We start from the raw sequence: 23,531 nt of genomic DNA, 5'->3' as shown, positions 1-23,531 counted from the left end.
GGGAAAACAGAATGAAAAAAATCACCCTCTCTCTGGTGGCATTAGGGTTACTGACGTCGCTGCCAGGCCTTGCGGCAACCCCCGCACCGCTTCCGCCCGCCATTGCAAATCATGACGGCCCCATCCGCATTGCGGTGATCCGTAACCTCGGCTCTGACGACAACACCACGCAGTTTGTCGCCGGTGCCATTCAGGAAGGCAAAAAGCTCGGCTTTAAGGTCAGCACCTTTTTGAGCAATGGCGACGACGCCAAATTCCAGGACTTCGTTAATCAGGCGATCAGCCAGAAATATGACGGGATTATCCTCTCTCAGGGGCGCGACCCCTATGCGACCGCGCTGGTGAAAAAAGCCGTCGATGCCGGCATTAAAGTGTCGGTGTTTGATACCGCCGTTCAGGGCGACATTCCTGGGGTGACCGTGACCCAGCAGGATGATGCTTCCCTGACCCATCTCTCCTTCGGCCAGCTGGCGAAAGATTTCAACGGCAAAGCCAACATCGTGAAGCTGTGGGTTGCCGGTTTCCCGCCGATGGAACGTCGTCAGGCAGCCTATAAAGCGCTGCAGAAGCAGTATCCGGACATTAAAGAGCTGGAGTCTATCGGTGCCGTTTCGTCTGACGTGCAGGGAGATACCGCGAATAAAGTGGGCGCTATTCTGGCGAAATACCCGAAAGGCAAAATTGACGCCATCTGGGGAACCTGGGATGCCTTCAGCCAGGGGGCCTACAAAGCCCTGAAAGAGAACGGCCGCACCGAAATCAAACTCTACAGCATCGATATCTCAAACCAGGATCTTCAGCTGATGCGCGAGCCAGGCAGCCCGTGGAAAGTGAGCGTGGCGGTGGATCCGAAGCTGATTGGTGCAACCAACGTACGTCTGATTGCCAACAAGATTGCCGGTGAAACCACACCCGCCACGTATGATTTCAAAGCGGCGGCGATCCCGCAGGCGCTGCTGACCGCCCAGCCAGGCGCGGTGAACGTGGCGTCGCTGGGGAAAATCATTCCAGGCTGGGGTCAGACCGAAGATTTTATCGCCCCGTGGTTTGCGACGCTTGAAGCGAAACATCAATGAGTATGCTTCCCACGCCTGAATACAGCCGCAATATGCGGCTGATTGGCCATAGCGACCAGGGCGGTCGCCCGGACGGCGTGCAGCTGATGGTGCATCGCGGTTTCGCGTACATCGGGCATATGGTCTCACAGGGCTTTTCCATTGTGGACGTGCGCGACCCTAAACATCCCAAACCGGCAGGCTATATGCCCGCGCCGCCCGGCACCTGGAACGTTCATCTCCAGGCGCACGACGATCTCCTGCTGGTCATTAATGCGCGAGACTTGTTCGCGGATGCCCGTTTCGCTGACGAAAAGGTCTACTACACCCGTCAGGTAGGGGAAACCGTACGCGACGTGCAGGACAAGGGCTGGAGCGCCGGGATGCGGGTGTTTGATATCTCCACCCCTGACAAACCGCGTGAGATCGGCTTTTTATCCCTGAGCGGCATCGGCATTCACCGTATCTGGTACGTCGGCGGGCGCTGGGCGTATGTTTCGGCGCTGATCGACGGCTTTACCGACTATATTTTCCTGACGATCGATCTGACCGACCCGCAAAAGCCTGAGGTGGCCGGGCGCTGGTGGCTGCCGGGGATGAACCAGGCCGACGGTGAGCAACCCAATTGGCCGGAAGGCAAACGCTACGCGCTGCACCACGCGATTATCGCCGGGGATACCGCTTACGGGAGCTGGCGCGACGGGGGACTGACGCTGCTGGACGTGAAGGATCGCACGCAGCCGAAGCTGATTAGCCATCGCAACTGGAGCCCGCCGTTTGGAGGTGGCACGCACACCGCGCTGCCATTGCCGGATCGTGACCTGCTGGTGGTGCTGGATGAAGCGGTGCTGGATAACCAGGAGGACGGTGAGAAGTTCATCTGGCTGTTTGATATTCGCGAGCCGTCGAACCCGGTAAGTATTTCCACATTCCCGCAGCCGCAGGAGCGGGATTATGTGGCGAAAGGGGCGCATTTTGGTCCACACAACCTGCACGAGAACCGGCCGGGAAGCTTTGTCAGCTCTACGCTGATTTTTGCGACCTGGCAGAATGCGGGCGTGCGCGCGTTTGATATTTCCAATCCTTACCGTCCGGTTGAAACCGGTGCGCTGGTGCCGGCGGCGCCAGAGAGGATGATGGATACGCGGCCGAATCGACCGCAGGTGATCCAGTCATGCGATGTGTTTGTCGATGCGCAGGGCATTATCTACAGCACGGATTATAACGGTGGATTGTCGGTGATTGAGTATCTGGGGTAACGGCGCGCTGGTGTCTTTCTGACGGCCCTCTTCATCGGGAGAGGGCCGAGGCGTTTAACTGTACTGACGCACCCGCGCCACCAGCGCTTCGGCGGTGTCGATACGGTCGGCAATCACAATCAGCGCCTTGCCAAGCGTAATCGCGTGGCGCAGGCATTCGTGGCGCATTGCTTCATCCTGAATGGTCTCGATATCCGCCACGTGCGACAGACCGACACTGCGGCGAATCAGCTCCGTGCCGCAGAATCCGATCGCGTCTTTCCAAACCTTTTTCAGGAATTCAGAGGCGTAGCCCGGGGCAGCAAGTGCCGCATCGCGCGTTTTCTCACTGGCCAGGATCTGGAAGCGCTCCGCGAAGGTGTTCCACAGCGACTGAATGTCGGTCAGACGCTGTTCACGGGCCGCGGCGGCATCGCGAATACCCAGATGCCCCGGCAGGCCGCAGAAATTGAGCAGCAGGTTGCCGATGGCGGTGCCGACGTCAAAACCGATGGGACCAAAGTAGCCGAACTCTGCGTCGATGGCTTTCAGACTGCCGTCTGCCACGAAAATCGAGCCGCTGTGAATATCGCCATGCAGCAGGGCTTCAGCGTGTGAGAAGAAGCGGTGCTTCAGCGAGGCCACGGCAATTTTTAACTGAGCGTCATCGCGCAGGGCGGCAACGTCTTTTTCCAGTTCAGCAGGGTAGTTGTTACGTTCGTGGACCTGGTACGGATCGTTGAAGAACAGATCTTCGGTGATCTCGCACATCTCCGGATTAAGGAATTTCGCGACCTGCGCTTTCTTTTCATGCGGGTGCAGGTAAAAGTCGCTGGTATGGAACAGCGTGTGCGCGAGGTATTCACCCAGCTGACGCGCCGCCTGCGGGTAGTAGGTGTTTTTGATCAGCTCCCCGCGCCAGATGGCATGGCTGGAGAGATCTTCCATCACCATCACCGCCAGTTCGGGGTCGAAGTGGTGGATTTTCACCGTGTGCTGCGGGCTGTGCTGGTAGTGTTCGATCAGCGTTTGCGCCTCCAGGCGGGCGCGATCCAGGGTCAGTGGCCAGGATTCGCCGACGCAGCGCACATACGGCAGCGCCTGCTTAACAACGATGCGGCTTACACCCTCGGTATCGAAAATTTTGAACACCAGATTGAGGTTACCGTCGCCCACTTCCTGCGCCTCCACCAGCGATGAGGGATCATCAAGGCCGCCGAACTGCTTTGCATACTCCACGGCATCCTGGGCGGTAAAGGTACGGTATTGCGACATTGCCTGTTCCTCACTGGTTTAGCTAATAAAGACATTTAGACGTCTATACATCTGGATTTCATCCTGACACAATGTGCTACAACAACGCAACAGGGAATTAACGACATGCAGACATTACAGACGACCAGCCTGCGAGTGGCGGAGAATCAGTTATTTATTCTCGATCAGCAGGCGCTTCCTCAGGAGAAACGCTGGCTTGACGCCTCGACGGTAGAGGCGCTGGTCGGCCATATTCACGCCCTGCGCGTACGCGGGGCACCGCTGATTGGTCTCTCTGCAAGCCTGCTGCTGGCCCTTCTGGCGGAAAACGGCAAAAGCCGTGATGAACTGGCTGTGGCCCTGGAGACCCTGCGGGCATCCCGCCCGACGGCGGTGAACCTGATGAACAACCTCGACCGCATGAAGCTGGCTCTCTGGCAGGAGGATTTTGTGCCTGCGCTGGTGGCGGAAGCGCTGCGTCTGATTGATGAAGACAAGCAGCTGTGCGAGGCCATCGCGAACGCCGGCAGTACGCTGGTGAAACCCGGCAGTCGTCTGCTGACCCACTGCAATACCGGCGGGCTGGCGACGGCAGGGGTTGGCACCGCGCTCGGCGTGATTGCCCGCGCGCATCAGGAAGGACGCGTCAGCTCTGTCTGGGTGGATGAAACCCGCCCCCTGTTGCAGGGTGGAAGACTGACCGCATGGGAACTCGGCGAACTGGGCGTGCCGTACCAGCTGATCGCCGATTCCATGGCCGCCAGCCTGATGGCAAAAGGGCTGGTTGACGCGGTGTGGGTGGGCGCAGACCGTATTGCGGCCAACGGCGACGTGGCGAATAAAATTGGCACCTATTCTCTGGCGGTTCTGGCAACGTTCCACGGTATTCCGTTCTATGTCGCCGCCCCGCATACCACGCTTGACCCGGCGTGCCCGAACGGTGAGGCAATCCCCATTGAACAACGTGCGGCCAGCGAAGTGACGGGCGTGGCCGGGAGCTTTGGCGCGGTGCAGTGGGCTCCTGAAAACGCGCAGGTCTACAACCCAGCCTTTGACGTCACGCCAGCGGCATTGATAAGCGGTTGGGTGCTGGATACGGGCATCGTCACGCCGGAAGAGGTGGCAAAAGGGAAATTCGCCTGAGGACGACTATCCTTTAAGGGGTTCCCTTTAGGAGGACAGTCACGTGACGCTTGATCCTGATACAGACTTAAAACTGGAACGCGTGGTGGATGCTCCGCGCGATCTGCTGTGGCTCTGCTGGACGACACCCGAGCACATCAAAAACTTCTTCATTCCGGTTCCGCACAAAGTGACCGAGTGTGACCTTGACCTGCGCGTTGGCGGGCGGTTTAACACGGTGTTTGAGGTAGACGGGCAACGGATGGATAACCGGGGTGTGTTTCTCGAAATCGATCCCGGCAGGAAGCTGGTCTTTACCGACGGTTACACGGAAGGCTGGAAGCCCGCAGAAAAGCCGTTTATGACGGCCATTCTACTGCTGGATGATGTGGGGGAGGGCAAAACGCGTTATACCGCCATTGCTCGCCACCCAACGGCGGAAATCCGCGAACAGCATGAACAAATGGGCTTCCACGAAGGGTGGGGCATTGTGCTGGACCAGCTGGTGGCGTATACGAAGGGATTGAAATACTGACGTTTTTTCGCCCCCTCTCCCTGGAGGGAGAGGGGGAAAATCATGCCAGACGCGGATACGCATCCGCAATCGCATCGCCGGTGAACTGCGCAATCCACCCCTCGGGGTTATCAAAAATACGAATGGCGGTAAAGTTCGGCTCTGAGCCCATATCAAACCAGTGCGGCGTTCCGGCAGGCACGGAAATCAGGTCGTTTTTCTCACACAATACCTGACACACCTCGTCGCCAATGTGCAGGCAAAACAGCCCCGCACCCTCAACAAAGAAACGCACTTCATCTTCCCCGTGGGTATGCTCGTTCAGGAACTTTGCGCGCAGCGCCTCTTTTTGAGGGTTGTCGGCACGCAGGCTGATGACATCCCAGCTCTGATAACCTTTCTCTGCCACTAACGTGTCGATCGCGTGCTGATAAGCCGCGATAACCGCATCGGGGGCAGGATCGCGGCCTAAGTCGCGGTCTGCGGCCCAGCGTTCAAAACGCACCCCTCTGGCGTTGAGCTGTTGGGCGATGTCGGCAGCGTCGGTGCTGTGCCAGCGAGGTTGACTGGGGTCTTTATCGGAATAAATGGTCAATGCGCTCATGAAGGGATCTGCTCCGGGTTAATCTCGTCGAACTGGTGTACCTGATGGTGATGGCTTGCACCGTCATCATCGCCGCGAATCAGCTGCAGGGTGCGAAAACCTGCCAGCTCAGCGGCGTCCAGCTCCTGATGTATATCCGACAGGAACAGGATCTGCGACGGGGGGATACCCGTTTGTGCCGCAATGTTCTGGTAAGACTGGACGTCGCGCTTGGCACCGATGTGGGTATCAAAATAGCCGCTGAACAGATGAGTAATATCACCTTCGTCGCTGTAGCCAAATAACAGTTTCTGCGCCGCGACGGAGCCTGAGGAATAAACATAGAGATCAATACCCTGCGCTTTCCATTTTTCCAGCGCAGGCAGTACGTCCGGGTAGAGGTGGCCGGTAAAATCGCCGTTAACGTAGCCGTCGTGCCAGATGATCCCCTGCAGTGCTTTCAACGCGGTTGACTTGCGGTCTTCATCCATAAACGTAAAGAGTGTGTCGATAAGGTCGCTTACGCTGGCGTGCGGGTGGTTAATTTCATCACGCAGGTTGTCCAGAATCGATTTGACCGGCTCGGCGTACTGCTGCGCGGTCACAAAGGCCGCCAGACGCTCACGCGCGTAGGGGAACAAAACATCATGGACAAAACGGATATCGCTGGTGGTCCCTTCAATATCCGTCACAATCGCGCGAATCATACTCTCTCCCAGTGTCGTAAACGCATTTCGCATTCAAATAAGAATTCCAGTCCTTCCAGATGACGGCGGGCCTCGGCCACATTGCGTCCCCAGCAGGTTAAGCCATGACCGCGCAGAAGAAAACCATAATTAAACGGGTGCGTCTGAGCGTATTCGGCAATGCGCACGGCGAGCGCGTCGATATCCTGGTCGTTATCAAACACCGGGATAGCGACCGTATCCAGATGCGTGCTCTGCCCGGAGAGGGATTTTTGCATCTCAAAGCCGGTGATCTTCAGCTCGGGCTCTTTGACCAGCCGCGACAAGACCGTGGCATTGACGGTATGGACGTGCAGAACCGCGTTGGCTTCGGGAAACAGACGATAGATGAGCGTGTGAAGCCCGGTTTCAGCCGACGGCGTGCGGCCAGAGGGTGCACGGTTGGTCGCAATCTCCACCTGCAGAAAATCGTCGGTGGTCAGGCTGCCTTTATCTTTGCCGGATTCACTGAGCCAGCACAGATGTGCATCCTGACGCACGGACATGTTGCCGCCGGTCGCAGGAGCCCAGCCTTTGGCGCCGATCCAGCGGCAGGCGTCGACCAGGTGTGTGAGTTGCAGGTTGTCGGTCATCTTCCTTTTTCCCTCTCGGTCAGGAATATTCATATTGTTTAGACGTCTAAGCGTCTTGATTGCCAAAGACTAACATCGTGTTATAGTGTCAGCAACATAAGTATTACATGCAGGCACAACACAATGAGCAATAACGCATTGATTCCTCAGAGTAAACTTCCAAGTCTTGGCACCACCATCTTTACGCAAATGAGCGCACTGGCCCAGCAGCACAACGCCATTAATCTCTCGCAAGGGTTCCCGGATTTTGATGGCCCGCGTTATTTGCAGGAACGTCTGGCGTACCACGTTGCGCAGGGGGCGAACCAGTATGCACCGATGACGGGCGTGCAGGCACTGCGGGACGCCATAGCAGACAAAACGGCTGAGCTGTATGGCTATAAGCCAGACGCTACCAGCGACATCACGGTGACGGCAGGGGCGACCGAAGCGTTGTATGCCGCAATTACCGCGCTGGTGCGCACGGGTGATGAGGTGATCTGCTTTGACCCGAGTTATGACAGCTACGCGCCGGCGGTTGAACTCTCCGGCGGCGTGGTAAAACGTATCGCGCTACAGCCACCGCATTTCCGTCCGGACTGGCAGGCGTTTGCTGCCTTGCTGAGCGACAAAACCCGTCTGGTTATTATCAATACCCCACACAACCCGTCGGCGACCGCATGGCAGAAAGCCGATTTCGCTAAGCTGTGGCAGGCGATTGCCGGGCGTGAAATTTACGTGCTGAGCGATGAAGTGTATGAGCACATCTGTTTTGCGCAGGAAGGGCATGCCAGCGTGCTGGCCCATCCGCAGCTTCGCGAGCGTGCCGTGGCGGTATCGTCATTTGGTAAAACCTATCATATGACCGGCTGGAAGGTGGGGTACTGCGTGGCTCCCGCGGCCATCAGCGCTGAGCTGCGTAAAGTGCATCAGTACCTGACGTTTGCCGTAAACACGCCGGCCCAGCTGGCCCTGGCTGATATGCTGCGCGCCGAACCGGAGCACTACCGCGACCTGCCGGCATTCTACCGTCAGCGTCGGGATCTGTTTGTGAATGCGCTAAGCCAGAGCCGTCTGGAGATTTTACCCTGCGAAGGGACCTACTTCCTGCTGGCGGACTACAGCGCGATTTCGGATTGGGATGACGTGAGTTTTTGCCAGTGGCTGACAAAAGAAGTGGGCGTTGCTGCCATTCCGCTGTCCGTATTTTGCGCCGACCCGTTCCCGCATAAGCTGATCCGGCTCTGTTTTGCGAAACAGGAATCGACGCTTCTCGCGGCGGCGGAGCGGCTGAATACACTCTGAGCGTGTCATCCCTCTCGCGTTAGAATAACGGCGGTCTGCCCATAATAAGTGAGAGTAATATCAGTCAAAATAACGCGAAAGCGCGTTATAAAATATAAGTCAGGATTATGTATTAACAGAGAGAACGGGCTGTGAGCGACACAGCCCGTCGCTGTTATTTTTCTGTTACTTCGTTAATAAATTTCGCGAATGCCGTACTGTTCAATGCCGAACGATTATAAATCATAAAAATGTCAAGCGAGGGAAGGGTGAACGGTGCAGTGATTTTTTTGAGTCTTAGCACTTCACTGTATTTATCAAATAAAATTTCCGGTACGTAACCAATTAAATGAGAGGCACTTATCATCGAAATAATAGTAAATACAGAGTCACAGCGAAAACCGATTGTCTTTTCCGCATGCACTTTTTCTGCCATCGATTGATAGGTTTTAACGCCCGGCTCATCACTGAGGAATATCGTAAACTTCTCTTCCTGAAGCTCTTCCATGGTGGCCACCTCTTTCATCCGCGGATGATCCTGGCTGCAGACCAGCAGGACGGAATAGGATGCATATGGCACACAAATCATTGAACGGTTACTAACCGGGGCCATTGAGAAAATTAAGTCTGCCTTACGGTATGCCAGCAGATCCTCTGCGGAGTCAGCAGAGAGCAGCATGTCATGCAGTTCAATCTCGTAATTGTGCTCTCGCATCAATAATTTAAGCGGGCCCAGCAAATTTTCTGTAGTCAGGATTTGCGGGCTGTACACCACAAAATTCTTTTTTAGCGTTGAGCCATGCATGATGTTAATCGTCTGCTCAAGCTGGTTGAGGTTTTGCTCAAGATGATGGTGCAGGTTCACGCCTACCGTGGTGGGCGTAATCCCTTTCCCGGAACGAATGAACAGGGGATCGTTGAGCTGATTACGCAACCTTTGCAGCGACTGGCTGACCGCCGAGGGCGTAATATAGAGCGTTTCTGCTGCCTTGCTGATGCTTAAGTGCTGATAAATACACTCGAAAATTACCAGCAGATTAAGATCAAATTTTTTCAGATCGTAGAGATTAGCCATGTTTCATCCTGAGTGGACTGCGTTGCGTTAACACATCACTGATAACTATAGAAGGAAGTTAATCATTTGCCATCCATGCAATTAACTTACTTAATTAGAGTTGTATGTTGACTTAATATATCACGATGGCAGATTTATAAAATAGAGCTTCAATGAATATTAAGATATTTTTATCTCTAAAACTGCGAGAGTGTTTGCATTAAAATAGTCTCAATTATATATAGACAAATAATTATCATTCATTTTTATTAATCCTCGCCGGCGCGTATTCAGTCCTGCGCAATAAACCGTGTTCGATGAAACCTATCACAGCCATAGATACGATTGGCGCTCATGTGCATTGCCCTCGCGCTGTGCGGGTGTTGTAATCAAGGCGCTGTTACGGCCTTGATATGAGGTTTGTAGAGCGCAACGCAACGCCAGCAATTGCTGGCACTGAAAGTTCCTGTGGAAAGTTCAGGTATCAGGGCCGCCCACCAGGGCGGCCTTTTTACTTTTGGCTTTTCGTTAATTCAGTTCATCACGTTGTCTTGTTCGGGTTGTTAGGTATGGCTGATTGATTTGATAAAGCAAACGCATTAGCCCACCCGGCGAAAGTTGGTTACCTTACATCTCAACGAAAACACGGAGGAAGTACAGATGTCTTTGATTAATACCAAAATTAAACCTTTCAAAAACCAGGCGTTCAAAAACGGTGAATTCATCGAAGTGACCGAGAAAGATACCGAAGGCCGCTGGAGCGTCTTCTTCTTCTATCCGGCTGACTTCACCTTCGTTTGCCCTACCGAACTGGGTGACGTTGCAGACCATTACGACGAACTGCAGAAGCTGGGCGTAGACGTTTACTCTGTTTCTACCGACACCCACTTCACCCACAAAGCATGGCACAGCAGCTCTGAAACCATCGCGAAAATCAAATACGCGATGATCGGCGACCCGACTGGCGCCCTGACCCGTAACTTCGACAACATGCGTGAAGATGAAGGCCTGGCTGACCGTGCTACCTTCGTTGTTGACCCGCAGGGCATTATCCAGGCAATCGAAGTTACCGCTGAAGGTATCGGCCGTGATGCTTCTGACCTGCTGCGTAAAGTGAAAGCGGCGCAGTACGTTGCTTCTCACCCAGGTGAAGTTTGCCCGGCGAAATGGAAAGAAGGCGAAGCGACTCTGGCACCGTCTTTAGACCTGGTTGGCAAAATCTAAGTTTCCCGCCGTCTTTCGCGCAGTGCATCGCCTGCTCTGACGCGACAGGCTCCGGAAATGACAGTCGTAATGGGCGCGCCCGCGCCCATTTTATTCCAGCACCATGATGCAAGTTGCATTCAGGCCGCCCGAATAAGGCAGCTTGCATGATGACGTTTTTAGAGAGGGAAGAACAATGCTCGACACCAATATGAAAACCCAGCTCAAGGCCTACCTTGAGAAACTGACCAAACCTGTTGAGCTGATTGCCACGCTGGACGACAGCGCTAAATCGGCAGAGATCAAGGAACTGCTGGCAGAGATCGCCGAACTGTCACCGAACGTGACCTTCAAAGAAGATAACGGTCTGGCGGTGCGCAAGCCCTCCTTCCTGATCACCAATCCGGGTTCTGACCAGGGGCCGCGTTTTGCCGGTTCTCCACTGGGCCACGAATTCACCTCGCTGGTGCTGGCACTGCTGTGGACCGGTGGTCATCCGTCAAAAGAGGCGCAGGCGCTGCTCGAGCAGATCCGCGATATTGACGGCGATTTTGAGTTTGAAACCTATTACTCGCTCTCCTGCCATAACTGCCCGGACGTGGTGCAGGCGCTGAACCTGATGTCGGTGCTGAACCCGCGCATTAAGCACACGGCGATTGACGGCGGTACGTTCCAGAACGAAATCACCGACCGTAACGTCATGGGCGTTCCGGCGGTCTTTATGAACGGTCAGGAGTTTGGCCAGGGCCGTATGACGCTGACCGAAATCGTTGCCAAAGTGGACACGGGTGCCGAAAAACGTGCGGCAGAAGCGCTGAACAAACGTGATGCGTATGATGTTCTGATTGTCGGCTCCGGCCCGGCGGGCGCGGCGGCGGCGGTTTACTCCGCCCGTAAAGGCATTCGTACCGGACTGATGGGCGAACGCTTCGGTGGCCAGGTGCTCGACACCGTGGATATCGAAAACTACATCTCTGTGCCGAAGACCGAAGGCCAGAAACTGGCTGGCGCACTGAAGGCGCACGTCAGCGATTATGAAGTGGATGTGATCGACAGCCAGAGCGCCAGCAAGCTGGTTCCGGCCGCGGTTGAAGGGGGGTTACACCAGATTGAAACCGCCTCCGGCGCGGTGCTGAAAGCGCGCAGCATTATCATTGCCACCGGCGCCAAATGGCGCAACATGAACGTCCCGGGTGAAGATCAGTATCGCACCAAAGGCGTCACCTACTGCCCGCACTGCGACGGCCCGCTGTTTAAAGGTAAACGCGTGGCGGTGATCGGCGGCGGTAACTCCGGTGTGGAAGCGGCGATTGACCTGGCGGGTATCGTTGAACACGTCACCCTGCTGGAGTTCGCCCCAGAAATGAAAGCGGACCAGGTGCTGCAGGACAAAGTGCGTAGCCTGAAAAACGTCGATATCGTGCTGAATGCGCAGACCACGGAAGTGAAAGGTGACGGCAGCAAAGTAACCGGTCTGGAATACCGCGACCGCGTGAGCGGTGACGTACATAGCGTGGCGCTGGCGGGGATCTTCGTACAGATTGGTCTGTTGCCAAACACCACCTGGCTGGACGGCGCGATTGAGCGCAACCGGATGGGCGAAATTATTATCGATGCGAAATGCGAAACCAGCGTGAAAGGGGTGTTCGCGGCAGGGGACTGCACCACGGTTCCGTACAAACAGATCATCATTGCCACCGGTGAAGGGGCGAAAGCGTCTCTGAGCTCGTTCGATTATCTGATTCGCACCAAAACGGCATAAAAAGAAAGCAAGACTACACCTGCAACAGCAAGAGGCCACCGAAAGGCGGCCTCTTTTTTTTTACCTGACGACCATCACCGGAATGTGGGTGTGACGGATCACGCTCGACGCGTTAGAGCCCAGCAGGTGGGTGGTAATGGAAGGATTACGGGAACCGATCACCACGACGTCTGCTTTCAGTTCATTGGCCAGTTCATTAACGGCATCCCGCACGCTACCGAACCTGACGTGAGTTTTGATACGTGAAGGGTCGATGCTGAAATGCCCGACCATGGTTTGTAGACGATTTTCAGCTTCGTGCTGAAGATGCTCTTCGAAGCGACGTACATCGGCGGCAAAGCGGTGCAGACTCAGGCTGGCGGAACCCGGTAACACGTGTAAAAGATGAATGATCCCGTCCTGCTGCGCCAGGAACTCCGCGTGGCGTACGGCCTTGTCGCTCAGCTCCATCTCGAAAACATCAACCGGCATAATGATTGTCTGATACATACCCGTTTCTCCTTGTTTATAAACGCTGAATTCATTCAACCACAAAATATGAATGGTTTCTGTAAGCGCGGCGCCACTTTTTGATCTCGCCAGGAAAAATCTCAAAAGATCCGTCATCACGGGCAAGTCTTCTGGGGTAGCTACCCTTTATACACTGTCCTGGATCCTTTCGGAGGTTGCATGAAAGCACTCACGTATCACGGCCCACATCATGTTCGCGTCGAGAATGTCCCCGATCCCATCATTGAACAGCCAGACGATATTATTCTGCGGGTCACGGCTACGGCGATTTGCGGGTCCGATCTGCATCTCTATCGCGGCAAAATCCCGAAGGTGCAACACGGCGATATTTTTGGTCATGAATTTATGGGGGAAATCGTTGAGTGCGGCAGGGAGGTGAAGAGTTTACAGAAGGGCGATCGCGTGGTTATCCCGTTTGTGATTGCCTGCGGTGACTGTTTCTTCTGCCGTCTGCAGCAATACGCGGCCTGCGAGACGACCAACGTTGGGCAGGGCGCCGCGCTGAACAAAAAGCAAATTCCCGCGCCAGCCGCGCTGTTTGGCTATAGCCATCTCTACGGCGGTGTGCCGGGAGGCCAGGCGGAATATGTTCGCGTACCGAAGGGGAACGTTGGGCCGTTCAAGGTGCCGCCGCTGTTGTCCGATGACAAAGCGCTGTTCCTGTCAGATATTTTACCCACCGCCTGGCAGGCGGCAAAAAATGCGCAGATCGAAAAAGGATCGAGCGTGGCCGTGTTCGGCGCCGGGCCGGTGGGGTTGCTGACCATTGCCTGCGCGCGGCTGCTCGGGGCGGAACAGATCTTCGTCATCGACCATCACCTGTATCGCCTGCGATTCGCTCAGGCGCGCTACGGCGCAATCCCTGTCAACTTTGATGATGAGAACGATGCCGCCGAAAAAATCATTGAGCAAACTGCCGGCCAGCGTGGTGTCGATGCGGTGATTGATGCCGTCGGGTTCGAAGCCAAAGGCAGCACCACGGAAACAATCCTCAGCAACCTTAAAATTGAAGGCAGCAGCGGCAAAGCGTTGCGTCAGTGTATCGCGGCTGTCCGGCGCGGCGGCGTTGTCAGCGTCCCTGGCGTTTACGCCGGGTTTATTCACGGCTTCCTGTTTGGCGATGCCTTCGATAAAGGGCTGAGTTTCAGGATGGGGCAGACACACGTCCACGCCTGGCTGGGCGAGTTGCTGCCGCTTATCGAAAAAGGGCTGCTTACGCCGGAGGAGATTGTGACCCACTATCTGCCGCTGGCGGATGCGGAACGCGCCTACAAGATTTTCGAAAAACGGGAGGAGGAGTGCCGCAAGGTCATTCTGGTGCCGGGGGCGGAAACGCCTGACGCGGCGGCACAGCAGGTGAAAGGCCTGGTCAATGCTTTCCCGGGTGGGGTGGTGTGAGATTATCGCTTACCGATGACGCTCAAGATAAAGCACCGCCATGACGATGATCGCCAGAATAATGAGAAAAATAAGTGTGATAACCACTATCTCACTCATGACCGTCCCCGCGGCACCCAAACAGATTAAGCGTGGGTTAAGGGGTTTTCGGGCGATATAGGATAATCGGGTGAATTTGCGGAAAGAGGATGCGGGTGCATCCTCTGTGCAACGCGGGAGCGTTTGTTCAGATGGGGTTAACGCAGGTAGTCGCCCGCGGCTTCTGGCTGGTAGAGCAGCTCCAGCACTTCCAGATGCGCCGCGGCACCGCCTGGCAACGCCCAGTTGATGGTGTCTCCCGTACGCAGACCAAGAAGCGCGGCACCCACAGGGGCAAGGACCGAAAGCTGTGCACTGCTGTCGGTCATCTGCGCCGGGTAGACCAGCGTTCGGGTCAGCTCTTCACCGGTGGCCAGGTTACGGAATTTAACCCGGCTGTTCATGGTGACCACGTCGTGAGGCATGGATTCAGGCGTGCACATCTGCGCCCGGTCAAGCTCTTCATTCAGGGCGTCAGCCACCGGAAGCGAAGCGAATTCTGCTTTTTCCAGCAGTCTGTCAATACGTTCTGCGTCAAGCTCATTGATGATGATGGTGGGTCTGGACATTTTTTACTCCATGTCGTTAATGCTGCGTGTAACGCAGAAACCAATCCAAAAGAAAACCCTCGCCGTCTGGCAGCGAGGGTTTAACTCTTCTGATGATACTGGCTGAGCGCACAACTTTGAAGTGATACAGGTCACATTCATGGGTCATATGAATTTTCGGTGAAAAACGTGCTCCCTTGCCAATTTGCATTATTCTTTTTAAGCGCCCCCTGCGGGCGACTATCCGCATTCAGTGTTTCTTCTCAGGAGATCTCATGAGCGATTACGACAAAATTACGTTGAAAGACGGCAGTTATTTATATTTTAAAGACTGGGGAAGCGGGCAACCCGTGGTGTTTAGCCACGGCTGGCCGCTGACGGCGGATGCCTTTGAAGACCAAATGTTATACCTGGGATCAAAAGGATTTCGCGTAATTGCACATGACCGCCGCGGACATGGCCGCTCAGCGCAGCCGTGGGATGGGCACAATATGGATCAGTACGCCGACGATCTGGCTGAGCTGACGGCGCGTCTGAATCTGAAAGACGCTGTTCACGTGGGGCATTCAACCGGCGGTGGCGAAGTGGCGCGCTATATTGGTCGCCACGGTACGGATCGCGTGGCGAAAGCGGTACTTATTGGTGCCGTGACACCGATTATGATCAAAACCGATTTCAACCCGAACGGTGTGCCGAAAGAGGTGTTTGATGGTATTCGGGAAGGCGTGATTAACGATCGTGCGGCTTTCTTCTATGCGCTGACCGAGGCGTTTTATGGCTATAACCGCCCGGGGGCGAAAGAGTCCAAAGCGGTGCGGGAGAGCTTCGTTGAGCAGGGGCTTCAGGGATCGATCAAGGCGCTGTATGACTGCGTCAAAGCGTTCTCTGAAACCGATCTGCGTGAAGATCTGAAAAAGATGACTATCCCGACGCTGGTGATCCACGGCGACGACGACCAGATAGTCCCGATCGAGACCTGTGGTCGGGTGGCTGCAGAGCTCCTGCCGAACGCTGAACTGAAGGTCTATGCCGGGGGTTCTCACGGCATATGCACCACGCATAAGCACCAGATCAATGACGATTTGCTGAAATTTATTCAGTCTTAATTCCTGGCGGATTGCGTTACGCTGAGTGTCCTGATCCAGGGTACTGAGCGAAACGCAATTCGTGTCTGCCCCACCATTAAGAGAGCACTATGTATTTCTATCAACCTTCTCTGGGACACGGCCTGCCGCATGACCCACTGAACGCGATTATTGGCCCACGCCCGATTGGCTGGATCTCCTCGTGCGACAACGCCGGTCAGCTGAATCTCGCGCCGTATAGCTTCTTTAACTGCTTTAACTATCGTCCGCCCATCATCGGTTTTTCCAGCAACGGCTGGAAAGACAGCGTGCGTAATATTACCGAAACCGGCGAGTTTGTCTGGAACCTGGCGACGCGCGATCTGGCTGAAGCGATGAATGCGACCTCGGCTATGCTTCCCCACGATGAAAATGAATTTACCTTTGCGGGATTAACGCCAGCGGCCAGCCAGCTGGTGAACGCCCCGCGGGTGGCAGAAAGCCCGGTTAACTTTGAGTGTCGCCTGTCGCAGTGTATTCAGCTTACCGGGGCCGACGGCACACCGGTTGATACCTGGCTGGTGCTCGGCGAAGTGGTGGGTATTCACATCGCCGAAACGTTGCTGGAAGAGGGGATTTATCAGACAGCGAAAGCGCAGCCCATCCTGCGTGCGGGTGGGCCGACGGCTTACTATGGCATCAGTGACGAGCACCGGTTTGACATGACCCGACCGATCGTCAATCAGTGACCGGCTTTATCAATGACGAATTGTTTTCCGCAGTTACCCGGGTGTGGCTGCGGAGCAAATGAGGTTGCAGAAAGTGGGTTATTAATGGTGTCTGCCTTCAGTGAGATCTGCATTTCGGTCAGGTAGGACGGGTTGCCATTACAGGTAAGCTTGAACGCTTTGACATTCTCCTTGCCCCAGCCTTTGGCCACGGCGCTGTCAAAGTCGCTGCGGCTTACGGTTTTTCCATAGTTATCGGCGAGGAACTTGCCGATCGCGCTGTTTTTTATCTCCTGATTCATGCGCACCATCGTGCCGAAATACGCGTCAGGATCAAAACCAAAGCACACGCCGTGTTTGGCATATTCGTAGCGTTCCAGGCAGGAGTTACCGCCAGCACCCGGCATAACGCTGTTCAGCTTAGCAGCACCTGAAAGCGACAGTCCGGTTTCGGCGGCAGCGCATTTGCGGCTGGCCTTCACCTCCGGCATGTTCGGGATTGGACGGGTTGCGCAGCCAAAACGCATCCAGCGACGTTCATCCACCCCCCGTGCGGCAACAGACTTTGGCAGCCCCGGCCATAATCCGTGCACAGTCAGAAAATCGGTTTTGTTATCACTCTCTTTTTGTAAACGGCACTCTTCGGGCTCGTTGCGGTTACGGTCGGCCATGCTCTGGCAGAACCCGGTTTGCCAGGAAAGAGCCAGAACGTAGCGATCGAAATCGCCATACTGCGTTGCCTTGAGTGGGTCGGCCTGTGCGGAGAATACACAGAGTGCCAGCGCGATTGCGCCAGACGGAATAACGATATCCTTCCTGAACATGTGATTTCCTGATCGAATGAGCATGAATAATTTCTGGAAATTATTAAAGCACAAAAAGCGCCCGCAGGCGCTTTCTGGATATCAGGAATTTAGCTTAAGCTGCGCCGGGTACCAGCACCTGCGTGGCAATAATCACGATAATCAGCCCCACAATCACGGGGACGGAGGTGCGTTTGATCACTTCGAAAGGCGAGATTTTTGCCATCCCGGCAACGGCTACAACCACACCCGATACCGGTGAAATGGTGCGACCGAGGTTTGACGCCTGCAGCATGGGGATGGAGAGATAGGCCGGGTTAATGCCTGAGGAGTGAGCCAGTTTCGGGATCATCTCAACGAAGGCGTAGAACGGCGCGTTACCTGAACCGGTAGTCATGGCGGCCAGCATGGTCAGCACCACCAGAACCAGCATCAGGATAATACTGGCCGAGCCGAACGAGGTAGCGATGGAAATCAGGCTCTGAATAAAGCCGATGGTGCTCAGGCCCTGGGCGAAGACGCCTGCTGCAACCAGCAGCATAACGACCCCTGCAAACGCATCCGCCATACCGCGATAGGCCACTTCCAGACCCGAGAAGACTTTCTGCGTGTTAAACCCACGCACAAACTCCAGCAGGGCGGCCAGCAGCATGCAGATCACCAGAATGGTGATGATGTGCAGCTGCGGGCCCCATTTACCGTCAAAAATAAGCACGCCAATAATAGGTGTGAACGGCAGAATGGCATAAAACGCTGGCGCGGTGGTGGTGATTTCACTCACGTCCAGCATCTCGTGGCTGATGTTCTCTTTCTTATCGAGATAACGCTGCCAGAAGAAGTGTGCGATGCCCATGCCGACAATGGCGACGATAGAAATGGGCAGCGTGGTTTTGAACGCAAAGTCGATAAGCGACATCTCAGCGGCTTTGGCTGCGAGCACGACATCACCGGAGGTGGGGGAAAGAATAATGGCGGCCGGCGAGGCGCAAATCGCGGCGGCCGCGCCGCGGCTGATACCGACGTTAACCATAATCGGGAACAGGGTGGCCATTAACAGTACGCCCAGACCGGTTGCGGACGACACGGCAAGGGACATCAGGCAGGCAAGGAAATAGGCCGCGACCATCAGCAGATACGGGGAGTTAATGTACTGCAGCGGTTTGGACGCCAATTTAACCACCATATCATTCGCGCCGATATGGGTCATGTACGCCGCAAAACCGCACAGCATCATGATCATCATACCCAGGTCGCCACCGCGGCTCATGAGCAGGATTTTAATGTATTCAACAATGTCAGTGGCGGTGTAGCCCGTACTGTCTGCGCTGGCCGGTAACACCTGATGGCCCATGATGGCGCTGATAATGAGCAGGGTTAGCCCGCCGACAAATAATACCCCTGTGGCCGAGTAACCTTTAATGATGTAGCGCGCTACACCGACAATGACGACGACTCCGATAAGGAGCTCGATAAACGTAAGCATGGTTTCCCCTGTATCCTTGCTGCCCGAGAGCACAAATAATCAATAAAAAAGAAGGATGAAATGTGCCGAATTAATGTTCTGTCCTTGCTGATTAAAATCAATAAACAGACTACTAAAGAAGATATTAACGGTATTTTTGCCATCGCCCCGGCATTTATCTCATGCGCATATTGACCGGTAGAGATATCACTATATGTCAATTAAATGATAATGGGTTGTTAAATATTTTGTGGGTTTAAATTCGCCGCAGAAAGAAAAGGCAAAAACCCTTTGGGAACTGGGTTTTTAATGGCTGCCGGCAGCCCTCCAGGAGGGGCCCTGGAGACCGTCATTGCTGGCGTTGGTTGGATTGTCCAGCGTATAAAAGCCTAATAAAGGCTTACTTTTATTGTGCTTATTATGGCGTGAAGGTATGTTCCTCTCAGAATATTCCCAGGAAGACGCTGATTAATTAGGAATAACGCTGATGCTGTTAAGCTTTGATTAAACTATTTTATGGTAAACTTTGCCTCGAATACTAAGAATGGTAATTGCATTGTGATTGTACGTAATAAATTTTCCCTCATTTTGTTGTTTATTTTTGGGCAGTTAGCATTGTCGTCTGTTGCACACGCCGAGAGCAATGCAACCGATAAAGGCTGGTTCACCACCTTCACTGATAATGTGTCGCAGACCTGGACTGCGCCAGAGCATTATGACCTGTATGTTCCGGCAATAACGTGGCATGCGCGTTTTGCCTATGACAAAGAAAAGACTGACAAATATAACGAGCGCCCGTGGGGGGCTGGTTTTGGTCAGTCGCGTTGGGACGAAAAAGGGAACTGGCATGGCATCTATCTGATGGCCTTTAAAGATTCCTTTAACAAATGGGAACCGATCGGGGGTTATGGCTGGGAGAAAACCTGGCGTCCGTTAGCCGATGAAAACTTTCATGTGGGGCTGGGCTACACCGCCGGTGTGACCGCACGCGACAACTGGAACTACATTCCGATTCCGGTACTGCTGCCTCTGGCCTCTATCGGCTATGGTCCGGCAACGTTCCAGATGACCTATATCCCGGGGACATACAACAACGGTAACGTTTACTTCGCCTGGATGCGTTTTCAGTTTTAACTGAAAAAACGTCACGTACTGGTGAAAAAGTGTGCAGTCGTTGATTCCGTTGAGATAAAAAATCGTCAGCAGAAATTAACGCGACTTTAGTCACTTTTTATCAAAGAACCGCTGGACAAAAGGTCCCACAATTGATGTACTGGTACCCGACACAGCATTTGTGTCGTTTTTTAATGTAAAGGTAATTTTGATGTCTAAGATTAAAGGTAACGTTAAGTGGTTTAATGAGTCCAAAGGATTCGGTTTCATTACTCCTGAAGATGGCAGCAAAGACGTGTTCGTACACTTCTCTGCAATCCAGTCTAATGGTTTCAAAACTCTGGCTGAAGGTCAGCGTGTAGAGTTCGAAATCACTAACGGTGCCAAAGGCCCTTCTGCTGCTAACGTAATCGCTCTGTAATTCAGACGCGTCAGCAAGAATTTCAAAACCCGCTCACTGAGCGGGTTTTTTTTCGCGTTGAATCAGCTAAGCAGATACATTTTGAGGAAGCTGGCAACGATCAGCACGCTCAACAACACCACACCTGCGCTCATCAGGTTCTGTTTCATTCTGTCACCCTCGTTCAGTATTGCGTTCAGAGTGACAGAGAAAAATTAAGCCAACATTAACGCAGCGTCTGTTAGTGCGTCGTGGCGGAGGAAAATAGCCAGAATGCGATCCCCGTCATCGCAAAGGAGCCGAGCATATTAATCGCAATGTTCATCAGCGCCCAGCCGACACGCCCTTCCTGAAACAGGAAAACCACTTCCGCCGAGAACGTTGAGAAGGTGGTTAAACCGCCGCAAAAGCCGGTGGTAATCAATAGCTTCCACACGGGATCGATATGCGTCATACGGTTAAACCAGGCCAGCCCCACGCCAATAATGAAAGCACCTATCAGGTTAGCCGCCAGCGTACCCATTGGAATACCCTGATGCAGGGGATTAAAACGCATACTCAAAAACCACCGCGCAACGCTACCCGTACCCCCACCAATAAAAACGGCTAAAAGTAGTTGTAACACTGTAAATACCTGCTATTTGATGTGTAAGAGTGGCGAGTTTAACGCGGTTTTTGCTGAGGGGACAAATATGTATGTTGCTGTAGGACAGTTTGCGGTTACGCCTGACTGGCAAGAGAATGCAGATAAATGTGTCTCTCTGATGAGGCAGGCCCGCCTGAAAGAAGCATCCTTGCTGGTGCTGCCGGAGGCGCTGCTGGCAAGAGATGACAACGACCCGGACCTGTCGGTGAAGTCTGCCCAGCCCCTGGACGGCGGATTTTTACAGCACCTGCTGGCGGAAAGTGTGGGCAATGGTTTGACCACCCTCTTTACGGTGCATGTCCCCTCGACGGCAGGACGAGCGGTAAATACGCTCGTGGCCATCCGTGACGGCGCGATCGTTGCGCGCTATGCCAAACTCCATCTTTATGATGCCTTCAGCATTCAGGAATCACGGCGGGTGGATCCGGGAGACAGTATCCCACCGCTGCTTGATGTCGATGGCTTTAAGATTGGGTTGATGACCTGCTACGACCTGCGTTTTCCTGAGCTGGCACTTACGCTCGCGTTAAAGGGGGCTGACGTGCTGGTTGTGCCTGCCGCGTGGGTCAAGGGACCGCTTAAAGAGCATCACTGGGCAACGCTCCTTGCAGCGCGTGCGCTGGATACAACCTGTTATGTTGTGGCCTCGGGGGAGTGCGGCAATAAGAACATTGGGCAGAGCAGGGTGGTGGATCCGCTGGGAGTTACGATAGCCGCTGCGGCGGAGGCCCCGGTTTTGCTGATGACAGAGTTACAGCGGGAGAGGATTACGCTTGCACGGCAGCAATTACCGGTTCTTCGCAACCGTCGGTTTGCGCCACCGCAATTATTGTGATGTTTTTTTCAACAATGCTTGATTCACCTTGTTACAGATTGCTATTGTGTGCACGCGTCAAATGACCGTTAATACAATCAGGTTTTTGGCGCTGAATGCAGCCTGGTTTATGTAAAGAAGGTATCTATGGGTGAGATTAGTATTACCAAACTGCTGGTGGTTGCCGCACTGGTCGTCCTGCTGTTTGGTACCAAGAAGTTACGCACGCTGGGTGGTGACCTGGGTGCCGCCATCAAAGGCTTTAAGAAAGCGATGAACGACGATGATGCGGCTGCGAAGAAAAGCGCCGAGGGTGACATCCCGGCAGAGAAGCTTTCTCACAAAGAGTAACGGCAATGCCTGAGGGCTTGCGAAAAAAAACCGGCTCAAGAGGCCGGTTTTTTTGTATTACTGTAAGTGAATATTACAGTCTTATTTCACTTCTTTGCCTTTTGCCTGCATATCGGCATGGTAAGAGGAGCGAACAAATGGGCCGCAGGCTGCGTGGGTAAAGCCCATCGCCAGCGCTTCGGCTTTCATCTCATCAAACTCATCCGGGCTCACGTAGCGCTGCACGGGCAGGTGGTGGCGACTTGGCTGCAGATATTGTCCCAGCGTCAGCATGGTCACACCGTGGCGGCGCAGATCGCGCATCACTTCGATGATCTCAGCATTCGTTTCACCGAGACCAACCATCAGGCCTGACTTGGTTGGAATATGGGGATGCGCTTCTTTAAAACGCTCCAGCAGCTTCAGAGACCAGTTATAGTCCGCACCAGGACGTACCTGACGGTAGAGACGTGGCACGTTCTCCAGGTTGTGGTTAAACACGTCTGGTGGCGTCGCGGTCAGGATGTCCAGCGCGCGATCCATACGGCCGCGGAAGTCTGGAACCAGCGTCTCAATTTTGATGTTCGGGCTTTTCTCGCGAATAGCGGTAATGCAGTCAGCGAAGTGCTGAGCACCGCCATCACGCAGATCGTCACGGTCAACGGAGGTAATAACGACATAACGCAGCGCCATATCGGCGATGGTCTGTGCCAGTTTCTGAGGTTCGTTAGCGTCGGGCGCTACCGGGCGGCCATGAGCCACATCGCAGAACGGGCAGCGGCGGGTACAGATGGCACCCAGAATCATAAACGTCGCGGTACCGTGATTGAAACATTCAGCAAGGTTCGGGCAAGAGGCTTCTTCACAGACGGAGTGAAGGCCGTTCTTGCGCATCGCCGCTTTGATCCCCTGGATACGCGAAGAGTCAGCCGGAAGTTTGATTTTCATCCATTCCGGTTTTCTTAACAGCGCTTCGCGCTCTGTAGCCACGTTTTTAACCGGGATAAGGGCCATTTTATCGGCATCGCGGTATTTAACACCGCGTTCCATCACAATGGGTTTACTCATAGCGTGCGTGTTCCAGTTGCGAATATCGAAGGAAAGCGTTTCTATTCAAGGGAATGTTGTATTTATCAACTATTTTTGAACGAACGACAGGCAGTATATCATTGAAACGGTCGGTAAAGCAGCCTGCCAGGTCGCCAATTTGTAAAATAGTTGTTGTTTTGTGCGTTTTGCCCGGCAGGGGGCAGGGGCTTGTGCTGTATCAA

Annotated in this window: 26 protein-coding genes; 14 read left to right on the top strand and 12 right to left on the bottom strand. The window is 54.2% G+C overall.

The features are described from left to right. The first annotated feature begins 11 nt into the window (after nucleotides 1–11). Together HV157_RS07430 and HV157_RS07425 are read left to right on the top strand one after the other, a co-directional pair. Nucleotides 12–1,076 (top strand): sugar ABC transporter substrate-binding protein, encoded by a 1,065-nt coding sequence (locus HV157_RS07430; protein ID WP_020885017.1) that lies wholly within the window; start codon nucleotides 12–14, stop codon nucleotides 1,074–1,076. Further along, nucleotides 1,073–2,314 (top strand): LVIVD repeat-containing protein, encoded by a 1,242-nt coding sequence (locus HV157_RS07425; RefSeq protein WP_182268342.1) that lies wholly within the window; start codon nucleotides 1,073–1,075, stop codon nucleotides 2,312–2,314. The genes HV157_RS07430 and HV157_RS07425 overlap by 4 nt, the downstream gene beginning before the upstream one ends. Nucleotides 2,315–2,368: 54 nt before the next feature. On the opposite strand, the gene mtnK is transcribed toward HV157_RS07425, so the two are convergent. Beyond that, nucleotides 2,369–3,568 carry an S-methyl-5-thioribose kinase gene (gene mtnK, locus HV157_RS07420; protein ID WP_138013619.1) on the bottom strand — a complete coding sequence of 400 codons (1,200 nt, stop codon included), beginning with the start codon at nucleotides 3,566–3,568 and terminating at the stop codon, nucleotides 2,369–2,371. Between the two features lie 105 nt (nucleotides 3,569–3,673). Between mtnK and mtnA the strand changes: the two genes are divergently transcribed. Both mtnA and HV157_RS07410 read left to right on the top strand, forming a co-directional pair. Then, the gene (mtnA, locus tag HV157_RS07415; protein WP_025204686.1) at nucleotides 3,674–4,690 is read left to right on the top strand and encodes an S-methyl-5-thioribose-1-phosphate isomerase; all 1,017 of its coding nucleotides are present in this window, start codon (nucleotides 3,674–3,676) and stop codon (nucleotides 4,688–4,690) included. 43 nt (nucleotides 4,691–4,733) lie between these two features. Further along, nucleotides 4,734–5,204: an SRPBCC family protein gene (locus HV157_RS07410; RefSeq protein ID WP_047955223.1), complete on the top strand. Its 471-nt coding sequence runs from the start codon at nucleotides 4,734–4,736 to the stop codon at nucleotides 5,202–5,204. A 40-nt stretch (nucleotides 5,205–5,244) separates the two neighbouring features. Here the strand turns inward: HV157_RS07410 and HV157_RS07405 are convergent, their stop codons facing one another. Genes HV157_RS07405 through HV157_RS07395 form a run of 3 tightly spaced genes read right to left on the bottom strand, consistent with a single transcriptional unit; the run spans nucleotide 5,245 to nucleotide 7,084 of the window. Further along, nucleotides 5,245–5,787 carry an acireductone dioxygenase gene (locus HV157_RS07405; RefSeq protein WP_014169089.1) on the bottom strand — a complete coding sequence of 181 codons (543 nt, stop codon included), beginning with the start codon at nucleotides 5,785–5,787 and terminating at the stop codon, nucleotides 5,245–5,247. Beyond that, nucleotides 5,784–6,473 (bottom strand): acireductone synthase, encoded by a 690-nt coding sequence (gene mtnC / locus HV157_RS07400; RefSeq protein WP_044868658.1) that lies wholly within the window; start codon nucleotides 6,471–6,473, stop codon nucleotides 5,784–5,786. Before mtnC ends, HV157_RS07405 begins: the two co-directional genes overlap by 4 nt. Further along, nucleotides 6,470–7,084, bottom strand: a complete 615-nt coding sequence (locus HV157_RS07395) for a methylthioribulose 1-phosphate dehydratase (RefSeq protein WP_063214884.1) — start codon at nucleotides 7,082–7,084, stop codon at nucleotides 6,470–6,472. Before HV157_RS07395 ends, mtnC begins: the two co-directional genes overlap by 4 nt. 123 nt (nucleotides 7,085–7,207) lie before the next feature. Here HV157_RS07395 and HV157_RS07390 point away from each other — a divergent pair, with 123 nt between their 5' ends. Further along, on the top strand, nucleotides 7,208–8,368 hold the full coding sequence (locus HV157_RS07390; protein WP_182268343.1) for a pyridoxal phosphate-dependent aminotransferase: 1,161 nt from the start codon (nucleotides 7,208–7,210) through the stop codon (nucleotides 8,366–8,368). Nucleotides 8,369–8,522: 154 nt separating this feature from the next. On the opposite strand, the gene HV157_RS07385 is transcribed toward HV157_RS07390, so the two are convergent. Beyond that, a complete protein-coding gene (locus tag HV157_RS07385; protein WP_032677673.1) occupies nucleotides 8,523–9,422 on the bottom strand; it encodes a LysR family transcriptional regulator in 900 nt (299 codons plus the stop codon). Between the two features lie 639 nt (nucleotides 9,423–10,061). Between HV157_RS07385 and ahpC the strand changes: the two genes are divergently transcribed. After that, nucleotides 10,062–10,625 (top strand): alkyl hydroperoxide reductase subunit C, encoded by a 564-nt coding sequence (gene ahpC, locus HV157_RS07380; RefSeq protein ID WP_008501015.1) that lies wholly within the window; start codon nucleotides 10,062–10,064, stop codon nucleotides 10,623–10,625. A gap of 175 nt (nucleotides 10,626–10,800) precedes the next feature. Then, nucleotides 10,801–12,366, top strand: coding sequence for an alkyl hydroperoxide reductase subunit F (gene ahpF / locus HV157_RS07375; protein ID WP_032681429.1), 1,566 nt, complete (start codon nucleotides 10,801–10,803; stop codon nucleotides 12,364–12,366). A 60-nt stretch (nucleotides 12,367–12,426) separates the two neighbouring features. On the opposite strand, the gene uspG is transcribed toward ahpF, so the two are convergent. Continuing rightward, nucleotides 12,427–12,855, bottom strand: coding sequence for a universal stress protein UspG (uspG, locus tag HV157_RS07370; protein WP_020885008.1), 429 nt, complete (start codon nucleotides 12,853–12,855; stop codon nucleotides 12,427–12,429). A gap of 180 nt (nucleotides 12,856–13,035) precedes the next feature. Here uspG and HV157_RS07365 point away from each other — a divergent pair, with 180 nt between their 5' ends. Then, complete coding sequence (locus HV157_RS07365; RefSeq protein WP_182268344.1) at nucleotides 13,036–14,274, top strand: zinc-dependent alcohol dehydrogenase; 1,239 nt, start codon at nucleotides 13,036–13,038, stop codon at nucleotides 14,272–14,274. 9 nt (nucleotides 14,275–14,283) lie between these two features. Here the strand turns inward: HV157_RS07365 and yldA are convergent, their stop codons facing one another. Beyond that, the gene (gene yldA, locus HV157_RS26385) at nucleotides 14,284–14,373 is read right to left on the bottom strand and encodes a small membrane protein YldA (protein ID WP_271661446.1); all 90 of its coding nucleotides are present in this window, start codon (nucleotides 14,371–14,373) and stop codon (nucleotides 14,284–14,286) included. 137 nt (nucleotides 14,374–14,510) lie between these two features. After that, on the bottom strand, nucleotides 14,511–14,921 hold the full coding sequence (gene rnk, locus HV157_RS07360) for a nucleoside diphosphate kinase regulator (RefSeq protein WP_014169101.1): 411 nt from the start codon (nucleotides 14,919–14,921) through the stop codon (nucleotides 14,511–14,513). 254 nt (nucleotides 14,922–15,175) lie between these two features. Here rnk and HV157_RS07355 point away from each other — a divergent pair, with 254 nt between their 5' ends. Continuing rightward, nucleotides 15,176–16,006: an alpha/beta hydrolase gene (locus HV157_RS07355; protein ID WP_041162487.1), complete on the top strand. Its 831-nt coding sequence runs from the start codon at nucleotides 15,176–15,178 to the stop codon at nucleotides 16,004–16,006. Nucleotides 16,007–16,095: 89 nt separating this feature from the next. Beyond that, complete coding sequence (locus HV157_RS07350; RefSeq protein WP_025204679.1) at nucleotides 16,096–16,713, top strand: flavin reductase family protein; 618 nt, start codon at nucleotides 16,096–16,098, stop codon at nucleotides 16,711–16,713. Here HV157_RS07350 and rna read toward each other — a convergent pair. Together rna and dcuC are read right to left on the bottom strand one after the other, a co-directional pair. Beyond that, nucleotides 16,707–17,516: a ribonuclease I gene (gene rna, locus HV157_RS07345; protein WP_078774872.1), complete on the bottom strand. Its 810-nt coding sequence runs from the start codon at nucleotides 17,514–17,516 to the stop codon at nucleotides 16,707–16,709. The two genes, HV157_RS07350 and rna, sit on opposite strands and share 7 nt — an antisense overlap. A 94-nt stretch (nucleotides 17,517–17,610) precedes the next feature. Continuing rightward, nucleotides 17,611–18,978, bottom strand: coding sequence for an anaerobic C4-dicarboxylate transporter DcuC (gene dcuC / locus HV157_RS07340; protein WP_020885003.1), 1,368 nt, complete (start codon nucleotides 18,976–18,978; stop codon nucleotides 17,611–17,613). A gap of 495 nt (nucleotides 18,979–19,473) precedes the next feature. On the opposite strand from dcuC, the gene pagP reads away from it, so the two are divergent. Together pagP and cspE are read left to right on the top strand one after the other, a co-directional pair. Further along, nucleotides 19,474–20,091 (top strand): lipid IV(A) palmitoyltransferase PagP, encoded by a 618-nt coding sequence (pagP, locus tag HV157_RS07335; protein ID WP_182268345.1) that lies wholly within the window; start codon nucleotides 19,474–19,476, stop codon nucleotides 20,089–20,091. 190 nt (nucleotides 20,092–20,281) lie between these two features. Beyond that, nucleotides 20,282–20,491 carry a transcription antiterminator/RNA stability regulator CspE gene (cspE, locus tag HV157_RS07330; protein ID WP_002439184.1) on the top strand — a complete coding sequence of 70 codons (210 nt, stop codon included), beginning with the start codon at nucleotides 20,282–20,284 and terminating at the stop codon, nucleotides 20,489–20,491. A gap of 220 nt (nucleotides 20,492–20,711) precedes the next feature. Here cspE and crcB read toward each other — a convergent pair whose 3' ends face one another. After that, the gene (gene crcB, locus HV157_RS07325; RefSeq protein WP_182268346.1) at nucleotides 20,712–21,095 is read right to left on the bottom strand and encodes a fluoride efflux transporter CrcB; all 384 of its coding nucleotides are present in this window, start codon (nucleotides 21,093–21,095) and stop codon (nucleotides 20,712–20,714) included. 67 nt (nucleotides 21,096–21,162) lie between these two features. Here crcB and HV157_RS07320 point away from each other — a divergent pair, with 67 nt between their 5' ends. Next, nucleotides 21,163–21,951 (top strand): deaminated glutathione amidase, encoded by a 789-nt coding sequence (locus tag HV157_RS07320; protein ID WP_182268347.1) that lies wholly within the window; start codon nucleotides 21,163–21,165, stop codon nucleotides 21,949–21,951. A gap of 126 nt (nucleotides 21,952–22,077) precedes the next feature. Then, a complete protein-coding gene (tatE, locus tag HV157_RS07315; protein ID WP_014169112.1) occupies nucleotides 22,078–22,281 on the top strand; it encodes a twin-arginine translocase subunit TatE in 204 nt (67 codons plus the stop codon). An 81-nt stretch (nucleotides 22,282–22,362) separates the two neighbouring features. Here tatE and lipA read toward each other — a convergent pair whose 3' ends face one another. Further along, nucleotides 22,363–23,328, bottom strand: coding sequence for a lipoyl synthase (lipA, locus tag HV157_RS07310; protein WP_182268348.1), 966 nt, complete (start codon nucleotides 23,326–23,328; stop codon nucleotides 22,363–22,365). Nucleotides 23,329–23,531: the final 203 nt, after the last annotated feature.

This window comes from Enterobacter sp. RHBSTW-00318 (assembly GCF_014101375.1).
Lineage (GTDB): Bacteria > Pseudomonadota > Gammaproteobacteria > Enterobacterales > Enterobacteriaceae > Enterobacter > Enterobacter ludwigii.
Note: the sequence above shows the minus strand (reverse complement) of the source record. Positions and strands in the feature narration are given on the sequence as shown.